Here is a 22279-nt window from a genome sequence, read left to right on the forward strand (position 1 = left end):
GAAGACCGGGGCAACGTCGCTGCCCCGGTTTGATCGATTGTTCGGGTAGGACTTACTTGTCAGCGACCGAGGTATAGGGGCGCGGCAGGTAGATGTTGTTGCCCCAGAGCTTGTAGCCCTCGCGGAATTCCTGAAGGTCGTCCCAGACCTCGGCGAAGAACGCATCCTCGGCCGCCAGCTCGCCAGCGACTTCGAGCCATGCGGTTTCAAAGGCCTGAAGCTGCTCTTCGTTCCATTGCTTGATCTGCACGCCATGCTCGTCGACGTTGGATTTCATCGCGGGGAAGTTCTTGGCCTCGCCCTCGGCGAAATTGTCGGCAAGATTGGCCATGCAGGCGACTTCTATCTGGTTCTGCGCGATCTCGTCGAGGTCTTCCCACTTGTCCTTGTTGATCAGCAGCTCGAACATGGTCGAGGGCTGGTGCCAGCCGGGGAAGTAGTTGTATTTCGCGATGTTGTAGAAGCCGAGGTTGGCATCGACCAGTGGCATGGAGAATTCGGTGGCATCAATCGCGCCGCGTTCCAGCGCCGGGAAGATATCACCCCCCGCCAGCAGCGAGGTCGACACGCCAAGCTTGGCCATCACCTCGGCGCCAAGGCCGAAGAAACGCATGTTGAGGCCCTTGAGATCGTCCATCGAGTTGATCTCTTTCTTGAACCAACCCGAGGTCTCCGGCGCGTACATGCCGCAGAGCAGCACCTTCACGTTGTAGCCGTTGTCGTCGTACATCTGCTGGAAATATTTCAGACCGTCGTCATAAAGCATCCACGCCAGCATCTCGCCCGGCTCCGGCCCAAAGGGCACGGCGGCGAACAGGCCCGCGGCAGGCATCTTGCCCTGCCAGTAGCCGGAGGTCGAATAGGCCGCATCGACAGATCCGTTCGAGGTGGCGTCGAGCATTTCAAGCGCGGGTACCAGCTCCCCGGGGTTGAAATGCTCGAATTCGACCTCGGTCGAGATCGAGTTGATCTTTTCCACGAAGGTGACGGAGGCCGTGCCGAGGATCGGCAGGTTCTCGGCATAACCGCTGGTCATTTCAAAGGTTTCTTGCGCGCCAGCCGATCCGGCCACAACAAAAGACGCCGCTGCGGCGGCTGCGAAAAGGTTCTTCATGGGTCTCCTCCCTCTGATCCCCTGGATGACGCTCCCCCTCCCAAGGGCGCGACTGGCGGGTTTTAGCCGCCGGTGTGATACGCTACCGGCGGATCACACCGCTGTGAATACCCAATACTGCGTAAGGGGTGGCGGTGGCTGGCGCGCCGAAGAGCCGCTTTAGCGGCGGGGCGGTGATGGTCTGGGTTTGTCAGGTGGCACGGGCCGTCAAGGCGCGGCGCGCCATCACCGCCGCGTGGACCTCGACGGTGTAGGATTCAAGATCGCGCAGAGCGGCGTCACAGGCGGCGGCCTCCATCGACCGCACGGTCGCCGCGATGCGGCTGTGCAGGGCAACGATGCGCGCCCGGTCGCGCGCGGTAAAGGTGATCATATTCATCAAGGGCTGCATCGCCTCGATGGCGCCCGACAGTTGCCATGACAGCACCGGATTGCCGGCCGCATCCACCAGCGCCCGGTGAAACGCCACGTCCGAGGCACAGAACGCCTCGTCGCTGAGCGCCGGGTCGGATTGGCGGGCGATCTCGGCCTGCATCGCTTGCAGGTGGTCCTCGCTGCGCCGCGCGCAGGCCAGCGGGGCGCAGGCGCGCTCCATCGCAAAGCGCGCTTCGCAGGCGACATCAAAGCCGATGGCGTTCATCGACAGCAGCAGCACCCCGGTGGTGATCTGCTGGGCATGGGCGGCGTCATAGGACAGGTGGTTTACAAACGCACCGCCGGTGGCGCCGCGCCGGGTACGGATCAGCGATTGCGCCGCAAGCCGCTTGAGCGCCTCGCGCACCGTCGAGCGCGAGACAGCGAATTGTTCGGCTAGCTCGGTCTCGGAGGGCAGGCGATCGCCGACCATCAATCTGCCCTCGATAATGGCAGTGCGAAGGGCAGAGGCGATTGCGCTGGAACGGTCCGGTTTGCTTGGGGTTGCAGTCGACATGAGGGCCTGTTTAATTGTCGGACAATTGATTGTCCAGCGCCGAGCCTGCTTGGTGCCCAAAGCGGAGGTGGCGAGATGCCAAGTCCGGAAGACGTGTCGCTGCTCGCCCGCTACAACGGCTGGCAGAATCGCGAAATGAAGATGGCGCTCGAGGCGCTGCCCATCGCGGCGCTGCACGTCGATCGCGGCGCGCATTTCGGCTCGATCCTTGCGACGGTGAACCATGTGCTCTGGGCCGATCAGCTCTGGATGAGCCGTTTGGCAGGCTGGCCAAGGCCGGAAGGCGGCATCCCTGAAAGCACGCGAATGGCGCCAACCCTGTCGGCATGGAGCGCCGAGCGCTTCCGGGTCGATGCGCGGCTGATCCTCTGGTCCGAAGGGCTGCGGGCGGTGTCGCTGCGCGGCGATTTGCGCTGGTATTCGGGGGCGACGGGGCGCGAGCAGGTGCGGCCGGTGGGCCAGTGCGTGCTGCATATGTTCAACCATCAGGCGCATCATCGCGGGCAGGTCCACGCGATGCTGACGGCGGCGGGCGGCGCGGGCTGGGTCAGCGATCTGGCCTTCATGCCCGAAGACGGGCCTTGGCTGTGACGCCGGGGCGATGACGACACTTTGGAACGATGAAAGGGAGGGTCGCAAGATGACCAACTTCAAGGCGCTTGTGGTGGACAAAAACGAGGGTGGAGAGACCTCGGCCAGTGTGCGCGAGATCGGGCTGGACGATCTGCCCGAGGGCGACGTGACCGTCGCGGTCGAATATTCGACGCTGAATTACAAGGATGGGCTGTGCCTCGGGCCGGGCGGCGGTCTGGTGCGAAACTATCCGCATGTGCCGGGGGTCGACTTTGCCGGCACGGTCGAGTCTTCGTCTGATGCGCGCTACAAGCCGGGCGACAAGGTGGTGCTGACCGGCTGGCGCGTCGGAGAGGTGCGCTGGGGCGGCTATGCGCAAAAGGCGCGGGTCAAGGCCGACTGGCTGGTGCAGCTGCCCGAGGGGCTGGGCACCCGCGCCGCGATGGCGGTGGGCACGGCGGGGTTCACCGCGATGCTGGCGGTGATGGCGCTAGAGGATCATGGGCTGGTGCCGGGCAAGGGCCCGGTGCTGGTGACCGGAGCGGCGGGCGGCGTGGGCTCTGTGGCCACGGCGCTGCTGGCGGCGCTTGGCTACGAGGTTGCTGCGGTGACCGGACGCCCCGAGCAGGAAGACTATCTGCGCGGGCTCGGCGCTTCGCGGATCGTGCCGCGGGTCGATCTGGCCGAGACGGTCAAGCGCCCGCTGGAAAGCGAGACATGGGCGGGCTGTGTCGATGCGGTGGGCGGCGCGATGCTGGCGCGGGTGCTGGGGCAGATGATGTACGGTGGTTCGGTATCGGCGGTCGGACTTGCGGGCGGCGCACAACTGCCCGCAAGCGTGGTGCCGTTCCTGCTGCGCGGGGTGAACCTTCTGGGCATCGACAGCGTCATGCAGCCATTCGAAAACCGGCAGCGGGCCTGGATGCGGATTGCCTCGGATCTGCCGATGGAGAAGCTCGAGGCGATGGTGCAGCCTGCCGGGCTTGAGGATCTTCCGCAGCTTGGGGCGCAGATTCTCAAGGGGCAGATCAAGGGGCGCGTTGTCGTTGACGTCAACGCCTGACTGGATGCCGGAATAAACCGGGCTGGTGGCTTTCCTGCCGACCAGCGGCCATGAGCAAGCGCGCATCCCGTGCGCGCCTGCTGCGTTACCGGGGTTGCCGCCTGCTGCACGCGCAGCGCGGTGCCGGGACCGTATCGCGCGATGACGCAAGGCCAGTGCGAAGCCTGCCTGCTCGCGAACTCAATCCCCGGTGTTGCGTCAGACCAGTCGCGGATGCGCCGCCGAACCGCAGCATTTCCTGTCGTCTTGCAGTCAGTTCTGTCCGGCCGGTTTGAAGTCATCCCCCATTTCGGGTTAGGCTTGCCTCTCTCAAGCTTTGCCACAGGTAAAGCGCCAGCCCAGACGACGACCCGACACGTCCCGCGGGGCAAACCCTGCGCGGGTGGGGAGGTGTCGCAACCAAACAGGGAGCGGACAGTGTTCAAACGCATCATGGTGCCGGTCGACCTGTCGCATGTGGATCGCCTGGACAAGGCCCTGACATGCGCAGCCGACATGGCCAAACTGCACGGCGCAACGGTTGTCTATGTCGCCGTGAGCAGCGCCACGCCAAGCGCGCTGGCGCATAATCCCGAAGAATTCGCTGCAAAGCTGGCAGAGTTTGCCGAAAGCCAAGGCGCGGCGCAGGGGATCACGGCGGAACCTCATGCCGTGATCAGCCACGATCCCACGATCGATCTGGATCCGACCTTGCTGAAGGCTGTCGCTGACACCGGCGCGGATCTGGTGGTCATGGCCAGCCATGTGCCCAACGTGTCGGATTACATCTGGCCGTCAAATGGCGGCAGGATCGCCAGCCATGCCAAAGTCACGGTCATGGTGGTGCGCTGAAGACAACATCCGCCGGTCTTGGAACGGCGGCAGACCGGGCGCTGCGTGACGCCCGATGAAACCAAAACAACAAGCAAAAAAGGGGACGCCGCAATGGCTGACACTTCTGGGGGACAGGGCATACCGGAACCGGATGGCCCGTCCGGCCTGATCGATACGGATTACGAGATCGGTCAGGACAATTACGAGGCCCAGATCGGGCCGATCGGACTGGATATCCACAATCCGGTCTTTGCGATTTCGGCGGTGGCGGTCATCGCCTTCGTGTTTTACGCATTGGCGCTGCCCGAGCAGGCAAACGCCTTTTTCGGCTGGCTGCGGCCGGCCCTGACTTCGACCTTCGACTGGTTCTTCATGGGCGCGGCGAACATCTTTGTGCTGTTCTGCCTTGCGCTGATCGTGTTGCCGGTGGGCAAGGTGCGGCTGGGCGGCGCCGATGCGCAGCCGGATTACACCTATCTTGGCTGGTTTGCGATGCTGTTTGCTGCCGGCATGGGCATCGGCCTGATGTTCTTTGGTGTGCTCGAGCCGGTCTATCACATGGCGATCTCGTCCCCGCTTGGGGTGCCTTCGCCCTTTGCCGAAGATGGCACGCTGATCCCGGAGAACGTTGATGCGGCGCGCAAGATGGGCCTTGCGGCGACGATCTATCACTGGGGCCTGCATCCTTGGGCGATCTACGCCGTGGTGGCGCTGGCGCTGGCGCTGTTTTCCTACAACAAGGGCCTGCCGCTGACCATCCGCTCGGCCTTTTACCCGATCTTCGGCGAGCGCGTCTGGGGCTGGGTCGGACATGTCATCGACATCATCGCGGTGTTTGCCACGCTCTTCGGTCTGGCCACGTCGCTGGGCTTTGGTGCGCAGCAGGCGAATGCGGGGCTTGAACATGTCTTCGGCATTCCGGTCAACACCACGGTACAGGTGATCCTGATCACCGGCATCACCGCCGTTGCGCTGGTCTCGGTGCTGCGCGGGCTTGATGGCGGCGTCAAGGTGCTGTCCGAGATCAACATGGGCATCGCCGCCTTGCTGCTGATCTTCGTGTTGTTCGCTGCGGGCGCCGGGGTGATCTTCCGCGAGTTCCTCGAGGGGCTTTTGGGCTATGTCCAGGACATTGTTCCATTGTCGAATCCGTTCGGCCGCGACGACACCGGCTACATGCACGGCTGGACCACCTTCTACTGGGCGTGGTGGATCAGCTGGTCGCCCTTCGTCGGCATGTTCATCGCGCGGGTATCGCGCGGGCGCACGGTGCGTGAATTCGTCACCTGCGTGCTGCTGATCCCCTCGCTGGTCTGCATCCTGTGGATGGCGACCTTTGGCGGCGCTGCCATCGAGCAGGTGCTGGCCGACCCGGCAAACAGCTTGGTCAAGGCGCAGGTCATCGACAGCTACGACCCGCCGATTTCGCTGTTCGCGATGCTCGAAGGGCTGCCGCTGTCGTCGATCACCTCGGTGATCGCCATCGTGCTGGTGATCGTGTTCTTCGTCACCTCGTCGGATTCCGGCTCGCTGGTCATCGACACCATCACCGCTGGCGGCAAGGTCGACGCGCCGGTGCCGCAGCGGGTGTTCTGGTGCGTCTTCGAGGGCGCCGTTGCCATCGTGCTGCTGATCGGCGGTGGCCTTGGGGCGCTACAGGCGATGGTGATCTCGACCGGGTTGCCGTTCACCGTGGTGCTGCTGATGATGTGCTACGCCATCTGGCGCGGCCTGCAGGCGGAACGCCGGCTGTAAGCGGTTCGGCATTTTGCGAAACACCGACGCGCGGGCTATCTGGCCCGCGCGTTTTTCTATGTGGCGGCGCTTGACGCCGCTGTAGAAAACCACAGTCTTACGGCGCAAATCGAGCGGAGGCACCATGCTGGACCTGACCTATGTGCGCGGGCAATTCCCCGCCTTTTCCGAACCTTCGCTGCAAGGCTGGGCATTCTTTGAGAACGCGGGCGGCTCTTATGCCTGCCAGCCGGTGATCGACCGGCTGACGCGGTTTTACCAGCAGCGCAAGGTGCAGCCCTATGCGCCATACCCGGCCTCGGAAGCGGGCGGGGCCGAGATGGACGAGGCGCGCACCCGCCTGTCGGCGCTGATGAACATCGCCCCAGATGAGCTGAGCTTTGGCCCCTCGACCACGCAGAATACCTATGTTCTGGCGCAGGCGGTGCGGCAGGCAATGCAGCCCGGCGAGGCGATCATCGTCACCAATCAGGACCACGAGGCCAATTCCGGCCCGTGGCGCCGCCTTGCCGATCACGGCATCGAGGTGCGCGAATGGAAGATCGACCCCGAGACCGGGCATCTCGACCCGGCCGCGCTGGAAAACCTGCTGGATGAAAGCGTGCGCCTCGTGTGCTTTCCGCATTGCTCCAACGTGGTGGGAGAGATCAACTCGGTGGCCGAGATCACCGCGTTGGCCCATGCCGCTGGGGCCTGGGTTTGCGTTGACGGGGTCAGCTATGCGCCGCACGGGCTGCCCGATCTGGATGTGCTGGGCTGCGACATCTACCTGTTTTCCGCCTACAAGACCTACGGCCCGCATCAGGGCATCATGGCGATCCGCCGGGCGCTGGCTGAATTGCTGCCCAATCAGGGGCACAGCTTCAACGGCGACACGCTTTACAAGAAATTCACCCCCGCCGGGCCGGATCACGCGCAAGTTGCCGCCTGTGCGGGCATGGTCGATTACATCGAAGCGCTGGCCGCGCATCAGGGCGTGCCCCCGCGCGAGGTCGCTGGGCTGATGCACGCCCACGAGGTGGCGCTGATGCAGCCGCTGCTCGATTACCTCGATGCAAAGAATTCGGTGCGGCTGCTTGGGCCGGCGCAGGCGGAAAACCGTGCGCCCACCATTGCCGTGGCGCTGCAACGACCCGCCGAAGAGGTCGCGCGCGCGCTGGCGCAGCATGGCATCATGGCGGGTGGCGGCGATTTCTACGCGGTGCGCCCGCTGTCGGCGATGGGTGTCGATCTGGACAAGGGCGTGCTGCGGCTGTCCTTCGTGCATTACACCGCGCCGGACGAGGTGGAAAAGCTGCTCAAGGCGCTGGACGCCGTGCTCTGAGCTTGACGGGGCAGGGCGCGCGCTATCTGGCAGCACAGCCCAAGGAGAGCGTCATGTCCCAAGCCCCCATCCTCGTCTGGATCCGCCGCGATCTGCGGCTGACCGATCACGCAGCGCTAACGCAGGCGGCAGGCACCGGGCGCCCGGTGATCCCGGTGTTCATCCGCGATCATACGGTGGATGCACTGGGCGCCGCGCCGAAATGGCGGCTGGGTCTTGGGCTTGATGACTACGCACAGGCGCTGAAGGACAAGGGCAGCCGCCTGATCCTGCGCGCTGGCCCGGCGCGAGAGGTGCTCGAGGCGCTGGTGGATGAAACCGGCGCCGACACCGTGCTGTGGCAGCGCGCCTATGATCCGGCCTCGGTCGAGCGTGACACTGCCGTAAAGCAGGCGCTGAAGGATCGCGGCCTGAAGGCTGAAAGCTTTCCGGGTCATCTGTTGTTCGAACCGTGGACGGTGGAAACCAAGCAGGGCGGCTATTACAAGGTCTATTCGCCCTATTGGCGTGCGGTGCAGGGCCGCGAGGTGGCGCAGCCCCTTACGGCGCCCTCCTCGCTCAAATCTCCCGAGACATGGCCGGGCAGCGACGCGCTGGAGGATTGGCAGCTTGGCGCGGCGATGCGCCGGGGGGCGGCGATCTGCGCGCCCTATCAGCAGGTCGGCGAGGCGGCGGCGCAGCAACGGCTGGCCAGTTTCGCGCGCGATGCCATTGGCGATTACAAGACCGGGCGCAACATGGTGGCGATCGATGGTTGTTCGATGCTGTCGGAAAATCTGTCGCTGGGCGAAATCAGCCCGGCGCAATGCTGGCACGCCGGGCAGCGCGCCATGCAAGCCGGCAAGGATGGCGCAGAAACATGGGTCAAGGAGCTGGTCTGGCGCGATTTTGCCTGGCACCTGCTGTGGCACACGCCGCATATTCTCGACAGCAACTGGCGCGAGGACTGGCGGGCCTTCCCCTGGAACGAGGACGAGCGTCGCGCCGAGGTCATCGCGTGGAAACGCGCGCGCACCGGCATTCCCTTCGTCGATGCGGCGATGCGCGAGATGTATGTCACCGGACGCATGCACAACCGCGCCCGGATGATCGTTGCCAGCTACCTTACCAAGCATCTGATGTGCCACTGGCGGATCGGGCAGGCGTGGTTCGATGACTGCCTCACCGACTGGGACCCGGCGTCGAACGCGCTTGGCTGGCAATGGACCGCTGGCTGCGGCCCCGACGCTGCGCCGTATTTCCGCGTTTTCAACCCGATCACCCAGCGCGAGAAATTCGACCCCGATTGCGCCTACGTCAACCGCTGGATCGCCGAGGGCCAGCGCAACCCGCCCGCCACGGCGCAAAGCTATTTCGACGCGATTCCCGAACGCTGGGCGATGCGCGCGCAAGACGATTACCCCGCTCCGGTGGTCACGGCCGAAGATGGCCGCAAGGCGGCGCTCGACGCCTACGAGAACCGCGACTTCTAGGCGGCTGTCGCCTGCAGGACACAAGAGGCGCCGATCATTCCTGCCGGAATCGCATGTGGTTGCGGGTTTTTTCTAAGACGTTTACGCTACCATATCGCGCCTTTTTCGAAAGCCATTTCACATGTTCACTGCCGCTCGCATGATCGCTGCCCTGTGTCTCGCAGGGCTGGCATGGCTGGGGTCGGATTACGTGATGGGCCTGATGCCCGAGCGCGAGCATTTCGGCATGTTCCCGTATATCAACACCCTCATCGGGTTTCTGTGCGGCTGGATCATCGTCGGGCCGCGGGCCGGGCGGGGCACCGCCGCTGCCATCTCGCATGGGTTTACCGGCGTTGTGGCGGCGCTGATCTGGGTGCTGCTGCTGCATTCCACCGTCGAAATGGTCGATCTGGCGATGAAGCATCGCTATGGTGGCGCGCTGGATGCCTTTGCCGCGATCTTTGAAATCGCGGTTGAATATGGCGCGCTGCTGCTCAATACCGGGTTCATCATGTTGATGGTGATCGGGGCGGTGGTGACCGGCTTCCTGCCCGAGATCGCCTCGCGCCACTGGCGCTGAGACCGGGGCCCGCACGGCACCAAGAAGGATCCAGTCTTGCCCGATCTGTTCGTTTTCGGCACCCTGTGCCACTCTCCGCTGTTGTCGATCGTGCTAGGGCGCGATCCGGTGTGCCTGCCCGCGACGCTGGATGGCTTCGCCGTAGGGTGCGATTCTGGCGCCCCGGCAGAAACCGTGCTGCGCCCCGAAGCGGGGGCAAAGGCCGAGGGGTTGCTGATCCCGGATGTTCCCGAAGATGAGCTGGCACGGCTCGATTACTGGCTTGCCGGAACGGCGGATGGCTTTCGCGAACTGGACGTGCGCCTTGGCAAAGGCACGCTGCGCGCGCTGGTCGCGGTGACGGATCCGGTGCCGGAGGCCGCGCCATTTTCGCGAGAGGGCTGGGCCGCTGAGTGGGGTGAGCTGGCCTGCGCCACCGCGCGCGAGGTCATGGCGCGCTTTGGCAAGGCCCCGCGCGACGAGACCGCAGCGCTGCGCAGCTTCATCGCCGCCCGTGCATGGGCGCAAATCCTTGCGCAGGATAGCGCGCCTCACACGCTGCGCTCGGGGCGCGGGCGCGATACCGTCGAACTGGTGCGCGAGCGGCCCGGATTCGAAGGTTTTTTCCGGATGCGGGCGTTCGATCTGCGCCACCAGCGCTTTGATGGTGCCATGTCGGAAACCTTCGGCCGCGAAAGCTTTGTCACCTATGACGCGGCGCTGGTGCTGCCCTATGATCCGGAGACGGACCGCGTGCTGCTGGTCGAGCAGCTGCGCTATGGCACTTATATGCGCGGCGATCCGTTCCCCTCGGTGCTCGAGCCGCCCGCCGGGCTGGTCGATGCGGGCGAGACACCCGAAACCTGCGCCCTGCGCGAGGCGCGCGAAGAGGCCGGGCTAGACATCCGCGAGCTGCGCCCCATCATGGGCGGCTATGCCTCGCCCGGTTACACCACTGAATTCTATCACTGCTTTCTTGGCATCTGTTCGCTATCCGCAGCCGATAACGGCCTGTCCGGGCTTGACGAGGAACACGAGGATATCCGCAACCACGTGATCAGCTTCGATCATGCCATGGCGCTGGTCGACAGCGGCGAGATCAACGTGGTGCCTCTGGCGGGCATGCTGCTGTGGCTGGCCCGCCACCGCGACGCGATCCGCGCGCAATCGTGAGCGGCGCGTCGCGCGGGTTTGCCCCAAGCGGCGCTTGAGTTTGCCCCGCGCGCCGCCTAAACCTGTGCTTCGAAGCGAAGAGGAAGGGGAACCCATGCGGGTTGCACAGGATCTGGCCGAGGCCATCGGGAACACACCGCTCATCAAGCTGCGCAAGGCCAGCGAGATGACCGGCTGCACCATCCTCGGCAAGGCCGAGTTCGCCAATCCCGGCCAGTCGGTCAAGGACCGGGCTGCGCTGTTCATCATTCGCGATGCGATGGAAAAAGGCCTTCTGGAACCCGGCGGCACCATTGTCGAGGGCACCGCGGGCAACACCGGTATCGGGCTGGCGCTGGTTGGCGCGTCGATGGGATTCAAGACGGTCATCGTCATCCCCGAAACGCAGAGCCAGGAAAAGAAGGACATGCTGCGCCTTGCCGGGGCGGAGCTGGTGCAGGTGCCCGCCGCGCCCTATGCCAACCCCAACAATTATGTGCGCTATTCCGGTCGCCTCGCCGAAGAGTTGGCGAAAACCGAAGCGCATGGCGCGATCTGGGCCAACCAGTTCGACAATATCGCCAACCGGCAGGCCCATATCGAAACCACCGGCCCCGAGATCTGGGAGCAGACCGGCGGCAAGGTCGATGGCTTTATCTGCGCGGTGGGCTCGGGCGGCACGCTGGCGGGCGTCGGCATGGCGCTGCAACCCAAGGGCGTGAAGGTCGGGCTGGCCGATCCCGAAGGCGCCGGGCTGTACAAGATCTACACCGGCCATGACAACCCCGGCGATTCGATCACCGAGGGCATCGGGCAAGGGCGGATCACCGCCAATCTCGAAGGCTTCACCCCGGATTTCAACTATCGCATCCCCGATGCCGAGGCGCTGCCCATCGTCTACGATCTGCTCTCGCACGAGGGGCTTTGCCTTGGCGGCTCGTCCGGCGTCAACGTCGCCGGGGCGATCCGCATGGCGCAGGAAATGGGGCCGGGCCACACCATCGTCACCATCCTGTGCGATTTCGGCAACCGCTATCAGTCCAAGCTGTTCAACCCTGAGTTCCTCAAGGGCAAGGGCTTGCCGGTTCCGCCTTGGCTTGACCGGGCACCCGCCTCAATCCCCGGCGTCTTCGAAGACTGATGTCCGCCGCTTTCCGCTGGCTGGTTGCCGCTTGTGTCGCGCTTACCATTCTGGCGGGCGCGGCGTTGCGGGCGCAGACCACAACGCTGGATTACGACAGCTGGAATGCGCTGGCCAACCGTGCCGAGCAGGTGATCGAACGGGCGCAAGCCTCGAGCGAAGCCTTCGGGGCGTTGCGCAGCGATGTCGCAGGCTGGCGCGACACCTTCCTTCAGGCCGAAAGCACCAATGCGGCGCGGATCCAGACGTTGCAATCCCAGATTGCCGCGCTGGGTCCGGCGCCTGCTGACGGCGAAAGCGAAGCGGCGGACATCGCTGAACGCCGCGCGTCCCTCGCGGCGGAACTGGAGCGTTTGCAGGTCCCGGTGCGCAGGGCGCAAGAGGCCTATACCCAAGCCGACGGGCTGATCGGCGAGATCGACCAGATCGTGCGCAACCGACAGGCCCAGCAATATCTGGAGCTCGGGCCATCGCCGTTGAACCCGGCGCTCTGGGGCGGGGCGCTGCACGAATTCAATGCCTCGATGGCATCGCTCTGGGCCGAGACACGGGTGAATTTCGCCTCGGACGTCAAGCAGCGCGAGGCAAGAAACAGTTTGCCGATCATTGCGTTGCTGCTGGCATCGGCGGCGCTTCTGGTGATCCGGGGCCCGGTCTGGGTCCGGCGGCTGGTCGAGTGGCTGCGCCAGCGCACCGCGCGCGGCACCGGCGTCTGGGGCTTTCTGGCATCGCTTGCCGGGATCATCCTGCCGGGAGCGGGGTTGATCGCGCTGACCGTTGCGCTTGGTGCGACGGGTTTCGTCGGGATGAACGGGCAACGCATTCTCGAGCTTCTGCCGGTCTGGGGCATTACGCTGCTGACGGTGCGCTGGCTGGCTGAGCAGACCTTTCATCATTCCGAGGACGTTGCGACGCTGCCTCTGCGCCCAGCCCAACGCCGCGAAGGGCGCTATTATGCCAATATTCTCGCGGTTCTTCTGGTGTTGCGATCCGCCCATGAAACGCTCGGAGAGGTGTTCGGGCTGGCGCCCACGACGCAGGTGATCCTTGAATTTCCGGTGTTGGTGCTCTGCGCGCTCATGCTGTCGCGGCTTGGCCAGATTCTGTCCCGGATGACCCCGGACCGGGTCGGCGAGGAGGCGATGCAGGATGAGTCGCATTTCCGGCTGATGCTTGCGCGGGTGCTGGGGCGGATCGTCATTGCGATTGCGCTGATCGGCCCGGTGATGTCCGCGATCGGCTATGATGCGGTCGGCAAGGCGCTGGTGTATCCGGCGATTCAGACGCTGGCGATCCTTGCCGCCGTGCTGGTCTTGCAACGCTTCATCAACGATCTGTACGAATTGATCACCGGCAAAAGCGCGCAGGGCGCCGACAGCTTGCTGCCGGTGCTGGCCGGGCTTGTTCTGAGTCTGTGCGCGCTGCCGCTGCTGGCTCTGGTCTGGGGCGCGCGCATCACCGATCTGACCGAACTGTGGACGCGGTTCCGCGAAGGCTTCGTCTTTGGCGAGACGCGGATTTCACCGGGAGATTTCCTGAGCTTCGTGCTGGTGTTCGCCATCGGCTATGGGCTGACGCGGCTGGTTCAGGGCGGGCTGCGCAGCACGATCCTGCCCAAGACCAAGATCGATCCCGGCGGGCAGACGGCGATCGTCTCGGGGCTGGGATATGTCGGGATCTTTGTGGCGGCGCTGGTGGCGATCACCGCGGCGGGGCTGGATCTGTCATCGCTTGCCATCGTCGCCGGGGCGCTGTCGGTCGGCATCGGTTTTGGCTTGCAGAACATCGTGTCGAATTTTGTCTCAGGCATCATCCTGCTGATCGAGCGCCCGATCTCCGAAGGCGACTGGATCGAGGTTGGCGGCACGCAGGGCATCGTGAAGTCGATCTCGGTGCGCTCGACCCGGATCGAGACCTTTGACCGCACCGACCTGATCGTGCCGAATTCGGATTTCGTGTCCGGACGGGTGGTGAACTTCACCAAGGGCAACGTGATCGGGCGGGTGGTGGTGAATGTCGGCGTCGCCTATGGCACCGACACCCGCAGGGTCGAAGACATCCTGCGCAGCATCGTGCGCCAGCATGACATGGTGCTGCTGAACCCCGAGCCGGGTATCACGCTAGAGGGGTTTGGCGAAAGCTCTCTGGATTTCGTCATCCGGGCGGTGATCCGGGATGTCGGGCGCAAGGTTATCGTGGCCTCGGAGTTCCGCCATGAGATCGCCCGGCGCTTTGCCGAGGAGGGGATCGAGATTCCCTTTGCGCAGCGCGATGTCTGGTTGCGCAATCCCGAGGTGCTGCACCCGGAAGACCAAGCCGCGAAGGCCCGGACACCCGAGCCCGAGACGCAGCGCCCGGACGACGACACCATGCCGGCGTGGCGCGATGGAGACGATGGCGGCGAAGCTGTCACAGCAGACGGAGATGGCGGACGATGACGCGGCTATTGTACAATGACGATGCCTATCTGCGCGATGCGCCAGCCGAGATCGTGGCGCATACGCCCGAGGGTGGCATCGTGCTCGACCGGGTGATTTTCTACGCCAAGGGCGGCGGGCAGCCGGGTGACAGCGGGCGGCTCGACTGGCGCGGCGGCTCGATCAAGATCGCCACGGCGCTCAAGACCGAGGACGGTGCGGTCGCGCTGGTTCCGGCAGAGCCGCTGCCGTTGCCGCCGGTGGGGCTGCGGGTCGAGCAGCATCTCGACTGGGAACGGCGGCATCGCCATATGCGGGTGCATACGGCGCTGCATCTGCTGTCGGTGGTGATTCCGCTGCCGGTGACTGGCGGCTGGATTGCGGCGGGCACCGGGCGGCTGGATTTCGCCATGCCCGAGCCACCGACCGACAAGGACGCGCTGGAGCGGGCGCTCAACGAGATGGTCGATGCGGATCTGGTGGTCAGCAGTGACTGGGTTGATGACGAGGTGCTCGACGCCAATCCGGGACTGGTCAAGACGATGACCGTGCAGCCGCCGCGTGGGCAGGGCCGGGTTCGGCTGGTGCGCATCGGGTCGGGGCGCGATCAGGTCGATCTTCAGCCCTGCGGCGGCACGCATGTGGCGCGCACCGGCGAGATCGGTCGCATTCGGATCGGCAAGATCGAGAACAAGGGCAAGATGAACCGGCGGGTGAGCATCGCGCTGGAGTGAGTTTTGCGCCTTGCTCAGGGGGCAGAGGGGGGCGCTGCCCCCCGCCCTCGGCTCCCCCCAGGATATTTGACGCCAGAAGAAACCAGGGGCCGCGCGAGATAAATCGCAAGCGCGGTGAGCACGAGGGCGGCCCCGGCGAGGGTGCGGGCGGTTGGGGCTTCATCCAGAAACGCCCAGACCCAGATCGGGCCGAGCACTGTTTCCAGAAGCATCATCAGGCTGACATTGGCGGCCAGAGTGTGGCGCGAGGCAGAGGAGAGCGCGAAGAACGAGACGGGCAGGATCACCAGCCCGGTCAGCACGATGGCGGAGACGTTGCCGTCGATCATCCGCGCCGGGCCGGTGACGTAGAGACCGGCGAGTCCGGCAAGCAGAGCGCCGGTGCCGAGACCCGGCAGCAGTGGCAGATCGGGGGTGCGGCGCAGGGTAACGAAGGTCGTGGCGAGGCTCATCGCGACACCGAGGCCGCAAGCCGCCCCGAGGAGCGCATCGCCATTGAGGGTCATGCCGTCGCTGCCGGTTACAGCAATCGCAATGCCTGTCAGCACCGCTGCGATGGTGAGCCATGTGGCGCGGCTGGTTGGCTCGCCCAGAACGAGCCGCGAGAGCAGAGCGGCGCAGACCGGCATGCAGGCGACCGCGATCAGGACGATGGCGACCGGCGCAAGGGCGATGCCGAGCGGGAACAGCAGCGCGTTGCTGAAATGTGCCAACACAAGGACCAGCCCGGCGGGGCTGGCGAGCCGGCGCAGGCTGGACCAATCTTGCGTTGTCAGCAGCCATGCGGCCCAGAATACGAGCCCGGTGCAGAGGCCGCGCCAACCCAGCATCTGAAGCCCGTCCATTTCCGACAGCCGCATCAGCAGCGCGTCGGGGGTCAGGGCAAGCGCACCGAAGGCGGCAAGAAGGATGCCTCGGGAAGAGGTCTGGGGCATGGCAAGTTCCGCTGCGGCGAGGGTCGGCGCAACGTGGCCTAGTGGTAGAGCGGCTGCAAGCCCATCTGCATGTGGATCTGGTTGATCGCGATTTCCGGCAGCTCCATCGCCTTGCCGAGCCGGTCGAGGAATTCTGCCTCTTCGTCGGTGTCGACGGTGATGGTCAGCAGCGCCGCGCCGTAGACCTGTGCGCGGAGCGGTTCTGGCGTGTCGCGGGCGAGGGCTTCGGGGTCGCTTGGGGCGTCGAGAAGCGCGCGCAGGGTGGCAAGATCTTCGGGCGAGGCATCTTCGCCGACGGTGTCGATGATGCGCTTGCGTTCGGCTTCGTCGATATGCCCGTCTGCGCGGGCGGCCTGAATCATCGCGCGCAGCATCAGATGTGCCGCCTCTTCGGTCTGCGGTTGGGCGGCGGCGGCGTTGGCCTTGTCGATCATACCGCTGAGGCCGGCGGCGCCCATGACGCTGCCAGCCATCGCCATCAGCCCGCCCTGATCCTTGAACAGAGCGCCAAGCCCGCCTTGCTGGATCTGTGACATAATGTTCTGCATCGGATTGGCGGCGGGGCCGGTCAGCGCCTTGGCCGCCTGTGCCTGCTCGGTCGTGCCCGGCTCGGAGCCTTTGAGCTGCGCGCCACCGCCGAGCAAGCCGGCAAGGCCCTGACCTTTGGAAAGCTTGTCGACGCCGCGCGCCGCAGCATAGCCGAGGGCCAGCTTGGTAAGGGTGTTCAAAAGGCTCATGTCGGTCCTCCATCCGATGGTGTCAGCATGTCAGATAGGAGCCGCACTGCATAGCGCCAAGGCTTGACCAGCGGATCGTCGCGTGGTCCGGCGAGGCATGAACGTTCGCAGGCAAATGGATCTGGCCGTGGCGGCGGGGCTGACGGGCTTTGCCTTGCTGCTGGCGGTGAATCAGGTGGTGGTCAAGCTGACCAATATCGGGATCTCTCCGGTGTTTGCGGCGGGGCTGCGCTCGGCGCTGGCGATGGTGGTGCTTGGTTGGGTGCTGATCAGCCGCCGTTAGGTGCCGCAGAAGGTCGCGGGGACGATTTCGGCTGGAAGCGGCGGGCGTGTCAGCTCTTCGGCGTCGGGCTGATCGTCATAGGGGCGCGAAAGCACGGTGTTCAGGTGATGAAAGGCGCGTTCGTCGCCATCGACCGCCGCCGAGATCATCTGTTCGATGCGGTGGTTGCGCGGGATGAAGGCCGGGTTGCTGCGGCGCATCAGGGCTTCGGGATCAGCCTCGGTGTCGATCCGCTTGCGCCAGCCGGTTTCCCATGCGTCAAACGCCGAAGGGTCGGCGAACTGGTCGCGGGCGTTATCGGTCAGCAGGGCGCGGAAGGCGATGGTGAAATCCGCCTGATTGTCGTGCATGAGCCGTAGGAAGCTGCCGATCAGCGGGCCGTCTTCGGGGGTCGGGGCATTGATGCCGAGCTTGGCGGCAAACCGGGTGAGCCATTCACGGTGCAGCGTATCGGCCATGCCGTGCACGATCTTGGTGAAGCTTTCGACGGCGGCGTCCTGATCGGGCATCAGCGGGATCAGCGCGGTGGCGAGTTGGGCCATGTTCCAGACGATGATTTCTGCCTGCGCGGCGTAGGCGTAGCGGCCATTGCGGTCGATCGAGCTGAACACCTGATGAGGGTCGTAGACATCCATGAAGGCGCAGGGGCCATAGTCGATGGTTTCCCCCGACAGCGTGCAATTGTCAGTGTTCATCACGCCGTGGATGAAGCCGAGGCTCATCCACTGTGCCACAAGCGCCGCCTGCCGGTCGCAGACCTGTTGCAGCAACTCGGTGGGATCGGTGGTGCTGGGGTAATGACGATCGACGGTATAGTCGAAGAGCTGTTGCAGCTCTGCAATCATGCCGCGCGACGAGAACAGTTCGAAATGTCCGACCCGGATGTGGCTGGCGGCAACACGGGTGAGGACGGCGCCGGGCAGCGGGCGTTCGCGCAGGACGGTCTCGCCGGTGCGCACGGCGGCAAGGGCGCGGGTGGTGGGCACTCCGAGCGCGTGCATCGCTTCGGAGACAACGTATTCGCGCAGCACCGGCCCGAGCCAGGCGCGCCCGTCGCCGCGGCGGGAATAGGGTGTTGGTCCGGAGCCCTTGAGCTGGATGTCGCGCCGGGCGCCGGCGTGGTCGATGACCTCGCCCAGCAGAAGGGCGCGCCCGTCGCCGAGCTGGGGCGAGAAGCCTCCGAACTGGTGGCCGGCATAGACCTGTGCCAGCGGATCGGCTCCGTCCGGGATGACGTTGCCGGCGAAGATCGGGGCGAGGCGGGGATCATCGCTGCCGGTGATGTTCAGCGTTTCGGCGAGGGCCGCGTTCCATGCGATCAGCTTCGGGGCGCTGACGGGCTGCGGCTTCAGCTTGCTGTGGAAGCTGGCGGGCAGGCGGGCGAAGCTGTTGTCGAAGGGAATATGCAGGGTCATGATCTGGATATAGGCGGCCTGAAAGAGGTTGAAAGGGGCACTTGCGGCGAGGGCAGCCGTGGGGGCCAGCCCCCACACCCCCGGAGTTTAGGGGCAAGATGAAGAGGGGGCGCGGCGCGGCGGATCAGAGTTCGCGCGTCATCAGGGCGTAGCCATCGCGCATTTTGAAGCGGTTGCGGCGATAGAATTGCTGGGCGCGATCGTCGGAGCGGTCGACTTCGAGGTGCATGGCGCAGACGCCCGCCTCTCGCAGGCCGACCGAGAGCTGGTGAAGCGCATCGCCGCCCATGCCGCGGCGGCGCACGGCGGGGCGCACGTAGATTTCATCGACGATGGCGTCGAGGCCGCCGTATTCGAGGCTCCAGCCAAAGCTGACCATGACGTAACCGACCGGGGCCTTGCGCGGCCCGATCAGCCAGATGGCGCCGTGCGGCATGCCGTCGAGGATAGGCGTAAGTGCGCCCTCGACATGGGCCTGATCGGAGCCGTAGCCACGTTCGGCGTGAAAGGACAGCACCATGGCGGCGAGCTTTTGCAGATCGGAAGGATCGGCGAGATGCAGCGACTTCACAGGCGGGCCAGCCTTTCGGTGATCAGCGCGAAGAGGCCATCGGCGTCGAGATCGCCGATGAACAGCGCATTGGGCGCGCGGTCGGTCACGCCCCACCAGTCGGCGACGGTCATGCCGCGGGTCAGGGGAGAGTGCACCTCGATTTCGACGTTGATCCGGCGGCCAGTGAACAGCGCCGGTTTCAGCAGCCATGCCGTGACGCAAGGATCGTGGAGTGGGGCCCCGTCGGAGCCGTATTTCTCGCGGTCGAAGCGTTCGAAGAAATCGGTCATCTCCGCCACGGCGGTGCCGACCGGCGTGCCAATGGCGCGGAAGGCATCGTTGCGCGGCTTGGTGACCAGCGCCTTGTGGGTCACATCGAGCGGGATCACCACCAGCGGTGCGCCGGCGCGGAACACGATCTCGGCGGCTTCGGGGTCGACGTAGATGTTGAATTCGGCGGCGGGGGTGATGTTGCCGACTTCGAAATAGGCGCCGCCCATCAGGACGATCTGTTTGACCCGCGCCGCGATGTCGGGGGCCTGTTCAAAGGCGGTGGCGATGTTGGTGAGCGGGCCGAGCGGGCACAGCGTCACCGTGCCCGGCGGTTCGGCGCGCAGCGTGTCGATGATGAAATCCACCGCATGGCCCGGTTGCAGCGGCATCTGCGGATCGGGCAGGGTCGGGCCGTCGAGCCCGGTCTTGCCATGCACGTGTTCTGCCGTCACCAGCGGCTGGCGCAGTGGGCGGTCGCAGCCGGCAAAGACCTTTATATCGGGCCGCCCGGCCAGCTCGCAGACCTTGCGCGCGTTCAGCGCCGTCAGCGCCAGCGGCACGTTGCCCGCGACGGCGGTGATGCCCAGCACCTCGAGTTCGGGGGAGCCGAGCGCCAGCAGGATTGCAACGGCGTCATCCTGGCCGGGATCTGTGTCGATGATGATGCGCTCGGCCATGTTTGCCCCTTTTGTTCTGACCGCCAAGGGGTGCCACGGGCCGCGCCCGCATTCAAGCTACAAGCCAGAGCGGGCCGCTGCTGGCGCTTTTTCGCGACGGGTGATTGCCGCATTGGAGCGAGATGCTACACTCGGGACTGGACTTGCCCTCGGCGCGGGCTGGCGTTAACGCTAACAGCGCCGAGTTCCGGCCACACGTTCAGAATCGGAGTACGCCCGACATGGTTTCCCGCGTCATTCCCGTCGCCCCCTTTGATCTCGTCATCTTCGGCGGCACTGGCGATCTTGCCCGGCGCAAGATCCTTCCCGGATTGTTCCGCCGCTATTGCAGCGGGCAGATCCCTCCCGAGAGCCGCATCATCGGGGCTGCACGGTCCGAGATGGACGAGGAGGGCTTTCGCGAGGAAATCCGCGCTGCGTTGCAGGAATTCGCCGGTCGCAAGGCCGAGGATGCCGCGGCGGTGCAGGATTTCCTTGACCACCTGTTCTATGTTGCGGTGGACGCCACCGGTGATCGCGGCTGGGAGCAACTCAAGGGTTTGCTGCGCCCGGATGACGAAGGCATTGTCCGGGCCTTCTATTTCTCGGTCGGGCCGAGCCTGTTCGGACCGCTGGCCGAGCGGCTGCGCACGCATGGGCTGGCCCATCGTGAAACCCGCATCGTGGTGGAAAAACCGTTTGGCCACGATCTGGAAAGCGCCCGCGCGCTGAACGAAGAGCTGGCGCAGCATTTTGCAGAGGATCAGATCTATCGGATCGACCATTACCTCGGCAAGGAAACCGTGCAGAACCTGATGGCGGTGCGCTTTGGCAACATGCTGTTCGAACCGCTGTGGAACGCGCAATACGTCGATCATATCCAGATCACCGTGGCTGAAACCGTGGGCGTGGGTGGGCGTGGTTCCTACTATGACCATTCGGGGGCGATGCGCGATATGGTGCAGAACCACCTGATGCAGCTTTTGTGCTTGATCGCGATGGAGCCGCCCGCCAAATTCGATGCCGATGCCGTGCGCGATGAAAAGCTCAAGGTGATCCGTGCGCTGGATCCGATCGATCCCGATCAGATCGTGCGCGGGCAGTATACCTCGGATGGCGAGGTGGCTTCGTATCGCGAGGATGCCGAGAACCCCGCGTCCAAGACCGAAAGCTATATCGCGCTCAAGGCGTATATTTCCAACTGGCGGTGGGCCAACACGCCGTTCTATCTGCGCACCGGCAAGCGGCTGAACGCGCGGGCGTCGGAAATCGCCGTGGTGTTCAAGGAGACGCCGCATTCGATCTTTGGCATCGATTCGGGGCGGCATCGCAATGTGCTGTCGATCCGGCTGCAACCGGACGAGGGTATGACGCTGGGCGTTACCATCAAGGAGCCGGGGCCGGGCGGCATGCGCCTGCTGGACGTGCCGCTGGACATGAGCTTTGCCGATGCGCTGGGGCCGGAGGCCGAAGAGGTCACCGATGCCTATGAGCGCCTGATCATGGATGTGATCCGCGGCAACCAGACGCTGTTCATGCGCGGGGACGAGGTCGAAGCGGCATGGGCCTGGACCGATCCGCTGATCGAGGGCTGGGAACGGCGCGGCGACAATCCCAAGCCCTATGACGCCGGCAGCGTCGGGCCGGACGATGCCGCCTTTCTCATCAACAGGGACGGCCGCCGCTGGCGGGCGATCAAGTCATGACCTACGAACTGCGCACCTATCCCGATCGCGAGATGCTGGCGATGGATCTTGCCAATCTGATTGCCGGGGAGCTGCGCGCGGCGCTTGGGCATCGCGACCGGGCGGCGCTGGCAGTGCCGGGCGGCACCTCGCCCGGCCCGGTGTTCGACGCGCTCTGCGCCGCCGATCTCGACTGGAACCGCGTCGACGTGCTGCTCACCGATGAACGCTGGGTGCCCGAAAGCTCGGAGCGGTCCAACACCGCGCTGCTGCGGCGCCGGTTGTTGACGGACCGCGCCGCGGCGGCGCGGTATCTGCCGCTTTATGCCGATGCCGAAACGCCAGAGGAAAAGCTGGGGGAATTGGCCGAAGCCATCGCCCCGTCGCTGCCGCTGGCGGTGGCGCTGCTGGGGATGGGCGAGGACATGCACACTGCCTCGATCTTTCCCGGCGCCGACAAGCTGGCCGAGGCGCTGGCCCCGGATGCCCCGATCCTGTTGCCGATGCGCGCGCCCGGCGCGCCGGAGCCGCGCATCACGCTAAGCGCGCATGTGCTGGATGGTGCGATGGCCAAGCATGTCGTGATCTATGGCGCCGCAAAGCTGGAAGTGCTTAAAGCGCTGCGAGGGAAACCGCCGAGCGAGGCGCCGGTGAATGCCATTCTCGGCGATGCGGTGGTGCACTGGGCGCAATGAGCCGCCGCGCTGTGCTT

General features: G+C 65.1%; 21 protein-coding genes. 14 read left to right on the plus strand and 7 right to left on the minus strand.

Annotated elements, in window-relative coordinates; genetic code table 11:
• Nucleotides 1-52: 52 nt before the first annotated feature.
• Together KO516_RS15180 and KO516_RS15185 are read right to left on the minus strand one after the other, a co-directional pair.
• The gene (locus KO516_RS15180) at nt 53-1114 is read right to left on the minus strand and encodes a TRAP transporter substrate-binding protein (RefSeq protein ID WP_216004627.1); all 1062 of its coding nucleotides are present in this window, start codon (nt 1112-1114) and stop codon (nt 53-55) included.
• Between the two features lie 190 nt (nt 1115-1304).
• Complete coding sequence (locus KO516_RS15185) at nt 1305-2045, minus strand: FadR/GntR family transcriptional regulator (protein WP_216004628.1); 741 nt, start codon at nt 2043-2045, stop codon at nt 1305-1307.
• Nucleotides 2046-2120: 75 nt separating this feature from the next.
• On the opposite strand from KO516_RS15185, the gene KO516_RS15190 reads away from it, so the two are divergent.
• The 11 genes from KO516_RS15190 (at nt 2121) to KO516_RS15240 (ending at nt 15030) form a co-directional block, all read left to right on the plus strand.
• A complete protein-coding gene (locus KO516_RS15190) occupies nt 2121-2636 on the plus strand; it encodes a DinB family protein (protein ID WP_216004629.1) in 516 nt (171 codons plus the stop codon).
• A 49-nt stretch (nt 2637-2685) separates the two neighbouring features.
• Entirely contained in the window at nt 2686-3681 is a 996-nt protein-coding gene (acuI, locus tag KO516_RS15195) for an acryloyl-CoA reductase (RefSeq protein WP_216004630.1), read from the plus strand.
• Nucleotides 3682-4098: 417 nt separating this feature from the next.
• Nucleotides 4099-4512 carry a universal stress protein gene (locus KO516_RS15200; protein ID WP_216004631.1) on the plus strand — a complete coding sequence of 138 codons (414 nt, stop codon included), beginning with the start codon at nt 4099-4101 and terminating at the stop codon, nt 4510-4512.
• 93 nt (nt 4513-4605) lie between these two features.
• A complete protein-coding gene (locus tag KO516_RS15205) occupies nt 4606-6249 on the plus strand; it encodes a BCCT family transporter (RefSeq protein ID WP_216004632.1) in 1644 nt (547 codons plus the stop codon).
• Between the two features lie 124 nt (nt 6250-6373).
• Nucleotides 6374-7573, plus strand: coding sequence for an aminotransferase class V-fold PLP-dependent enzyme (locus tag KO516_RS15210; protein WP_216004633.1), 1200 nt, complete (start codon nt 6374-6376; stop codon nt 7571-7573).
• Between the two features lie 53 nt (nt 7574-7626).
• On the plus strand, nt 7627-9045 hold the full coding sequence (locus tag KO516_RS15215; protein ID WP_216004634.1) for a deoxyribodipyrimidine photo-lyase: 1419 nt from the start codon (nt 7627-7629) through the stop codon (nt 9043-9045).
• 121 nt (nt 9046-9166) lie between these two features.
• Nucleotides 9167-9607 carry a TrgA family protein gene (locus tag KO516_RS15220; protein ID WP_216004635.1) on the plus strand — a complete coding sequence of 147 codons (441 nt, stop codon included), beginning with the start codon at nt 9167-9169 and terminating at the stop codon, nt 9605-9607.
• Between the two features lie 36 nt (nt 9608-9643).
• Nucleotides 9644-10759, plus strand: a complete 1116-nt coding sequence (locus KO516_RS15225; protein ID WP_216004636.1) for an NUDIX domain-containing protein — start codon at nt 9644-9646, stop codon at nt 10757-10759.
• Between the two features lie 94 nt (nt 10760-10853).
• Complete coding sequence (locus KO516_RS15230) at nt 10854-11879, plus strand: cysteine synthase A (RefSeq protein WP_216004637.1); 1026 nt, start codon at nt 10854-10856, stop codon at nt 11877-11879.
• Nucleotides 11879-14317 (plus strand): DUF3772 domain-containing protein, encoded by a 2439-nt coding sequence (locus KO516_RS15235; protein WP_216004638.1) that lies wholly within the window; start codon nt 11879-11881, stop codon nt 14315-14317. Before KO516_RS15230 ends, KO516_RS15235 begins: the two co-directional genes overlap by 1 nt.
• Nucleotides 14314-15030 carry an alanyl-tRNA editing protein gene (locus KO516_RS15240; RefSeq protein ID WP_216004639.1) on the plus strand — a complete coding sequence of 239 codons (717 nt, stop codon included), beginning with the start codon at nt 14314-14316 and terminating at the stop codon, nt 15028-15030. The genes KO516_RS15235 and KO516_RS15240 overlap by 4 nt, the downstream gene beginning before the upstream one ends.
• Before the next feature lie 14 nt (nt 15031-15044).
• On the opposite strand, the gene KO516_RS15245 is transcribed toward KO516_RS15240, so the two are convergent.
• Both KO516_RS15245 and KO516_RS15250 read right to left on the minus strand, forming a co-directional pair.
• A complete protein-coding gene (locus KO516_RS15245; protein WP_216004640.1) occupies nt 15045-15965 on the minus strand; it encodes a DMT family transporter in 921 nt (306 codons plus the stop codon).
• A gap of 38 nt (nt 15966-16003) precedes the next feature.
• Entirely contained in the window at nt 16004-16702 is a 699-nt protein-coding gene (locus KO516_RS15250) for a DUF533 domain-containing protein (RefSeq protein WP_216004641.1), read from the minus strand.
• 97 nt (nt 16703-16799) lie between these two features.
• Here KO516_RS15250 and KO516_RS15255 point away from each other — a divergent pair, with 97 nt between their 5' ends.
• On the plus strand, nt 16800-16985 hold the full coding sequence (locus KO516_RS15255; RefSeq protein ID WP_371742091.1) for a hypothetical protein: 186 nt from the start codon (nt 16800-16802) through the stop codon (nt 16983-16985).
• Here KO516_RS15255 and KO516_RS15260 read toward each other — a convergent pair.
• The 3 genes from KO516_RS15260 to KO516_RS15270 form a co-directional block, all read right to left on the minus strand.
• Nucleotides 16982-18400, minus strand: coding sequence for a YdiU family protein (locus KO516_RS15260; RefSeq protein ID WP_216004642.1), 1419 nt, complete (start codon nt 18398-18400; stop codon nt 16982-16984). The genes KO516_RS15255 and KO516_RS15260 overlap by 4 nt on opposite strands.
• A 124-nt stretch (nt 18401-18524) precedes the next feature.
• A complete protein-coding gene (locus tag KO516_RS15265; RefSeq protein ID WP_216004643.1) occupies nt 18525-18971 on the minus strand; it encodes a GNAT family N-acetyltransferase in 447 nt (148 codons plus the stop codon).
• A complete protein-coding gene (locus KO516_RS15270) occupies nt 18968-19903 on the minus strand; it encodes a nucleoside hydrolase (RefSeq protein WP_216004644.1) in 936 nt (311 codons plus the stop codon). Before KO516_RS15270 ends, KO516_RS15265 begins: the two co-directional genes overlap by 4 nt.
• 221 nt (nt 19904-20124) lie before the next feature.
• On the opposite strand from KO516_RS15270, the gene zwf reads away from it, so the two are divergent.
• Together zwf and pgl are read left to right on the plus strand one after the other, a co-directional pair.
• Nucleotides 20125-21588: a glucose-6-phosphate dehydrogenase gene (zwf, locus tag KO516_RS15275; RefSeq protein ID WP_216004645.1), complete on the plus strand. Its 1464-nt coding sequence runs from the start codon at nt 20125-20127 to the stop codon at nt 21586-21588.
• Complete coding sequence (pgl, locus tag KO516_RS15280) at nt 21585-22262, plus strand: 6-phosphogluconolactonase (protein ID WP_216004646.1); 678 nt, start codon at nt 21585-21587, stop codon at nt 22260-22262. The genes zwf and pgl overlap by 4 nt, the downstream gene beginning before the upstream one ends.
• Nucleotides 22263-22279 lie beyond the last annotated feature (17 nt).

It is taken from the genome of Citreicella sp. C3M06, from assembly GCF_018860705.1.
Classification (GTDB): Bacteria; Pseudomonadota; Alphaproteobacteria; order Rhodobacterales; family Rhodobacteraceae; genus Salipiger.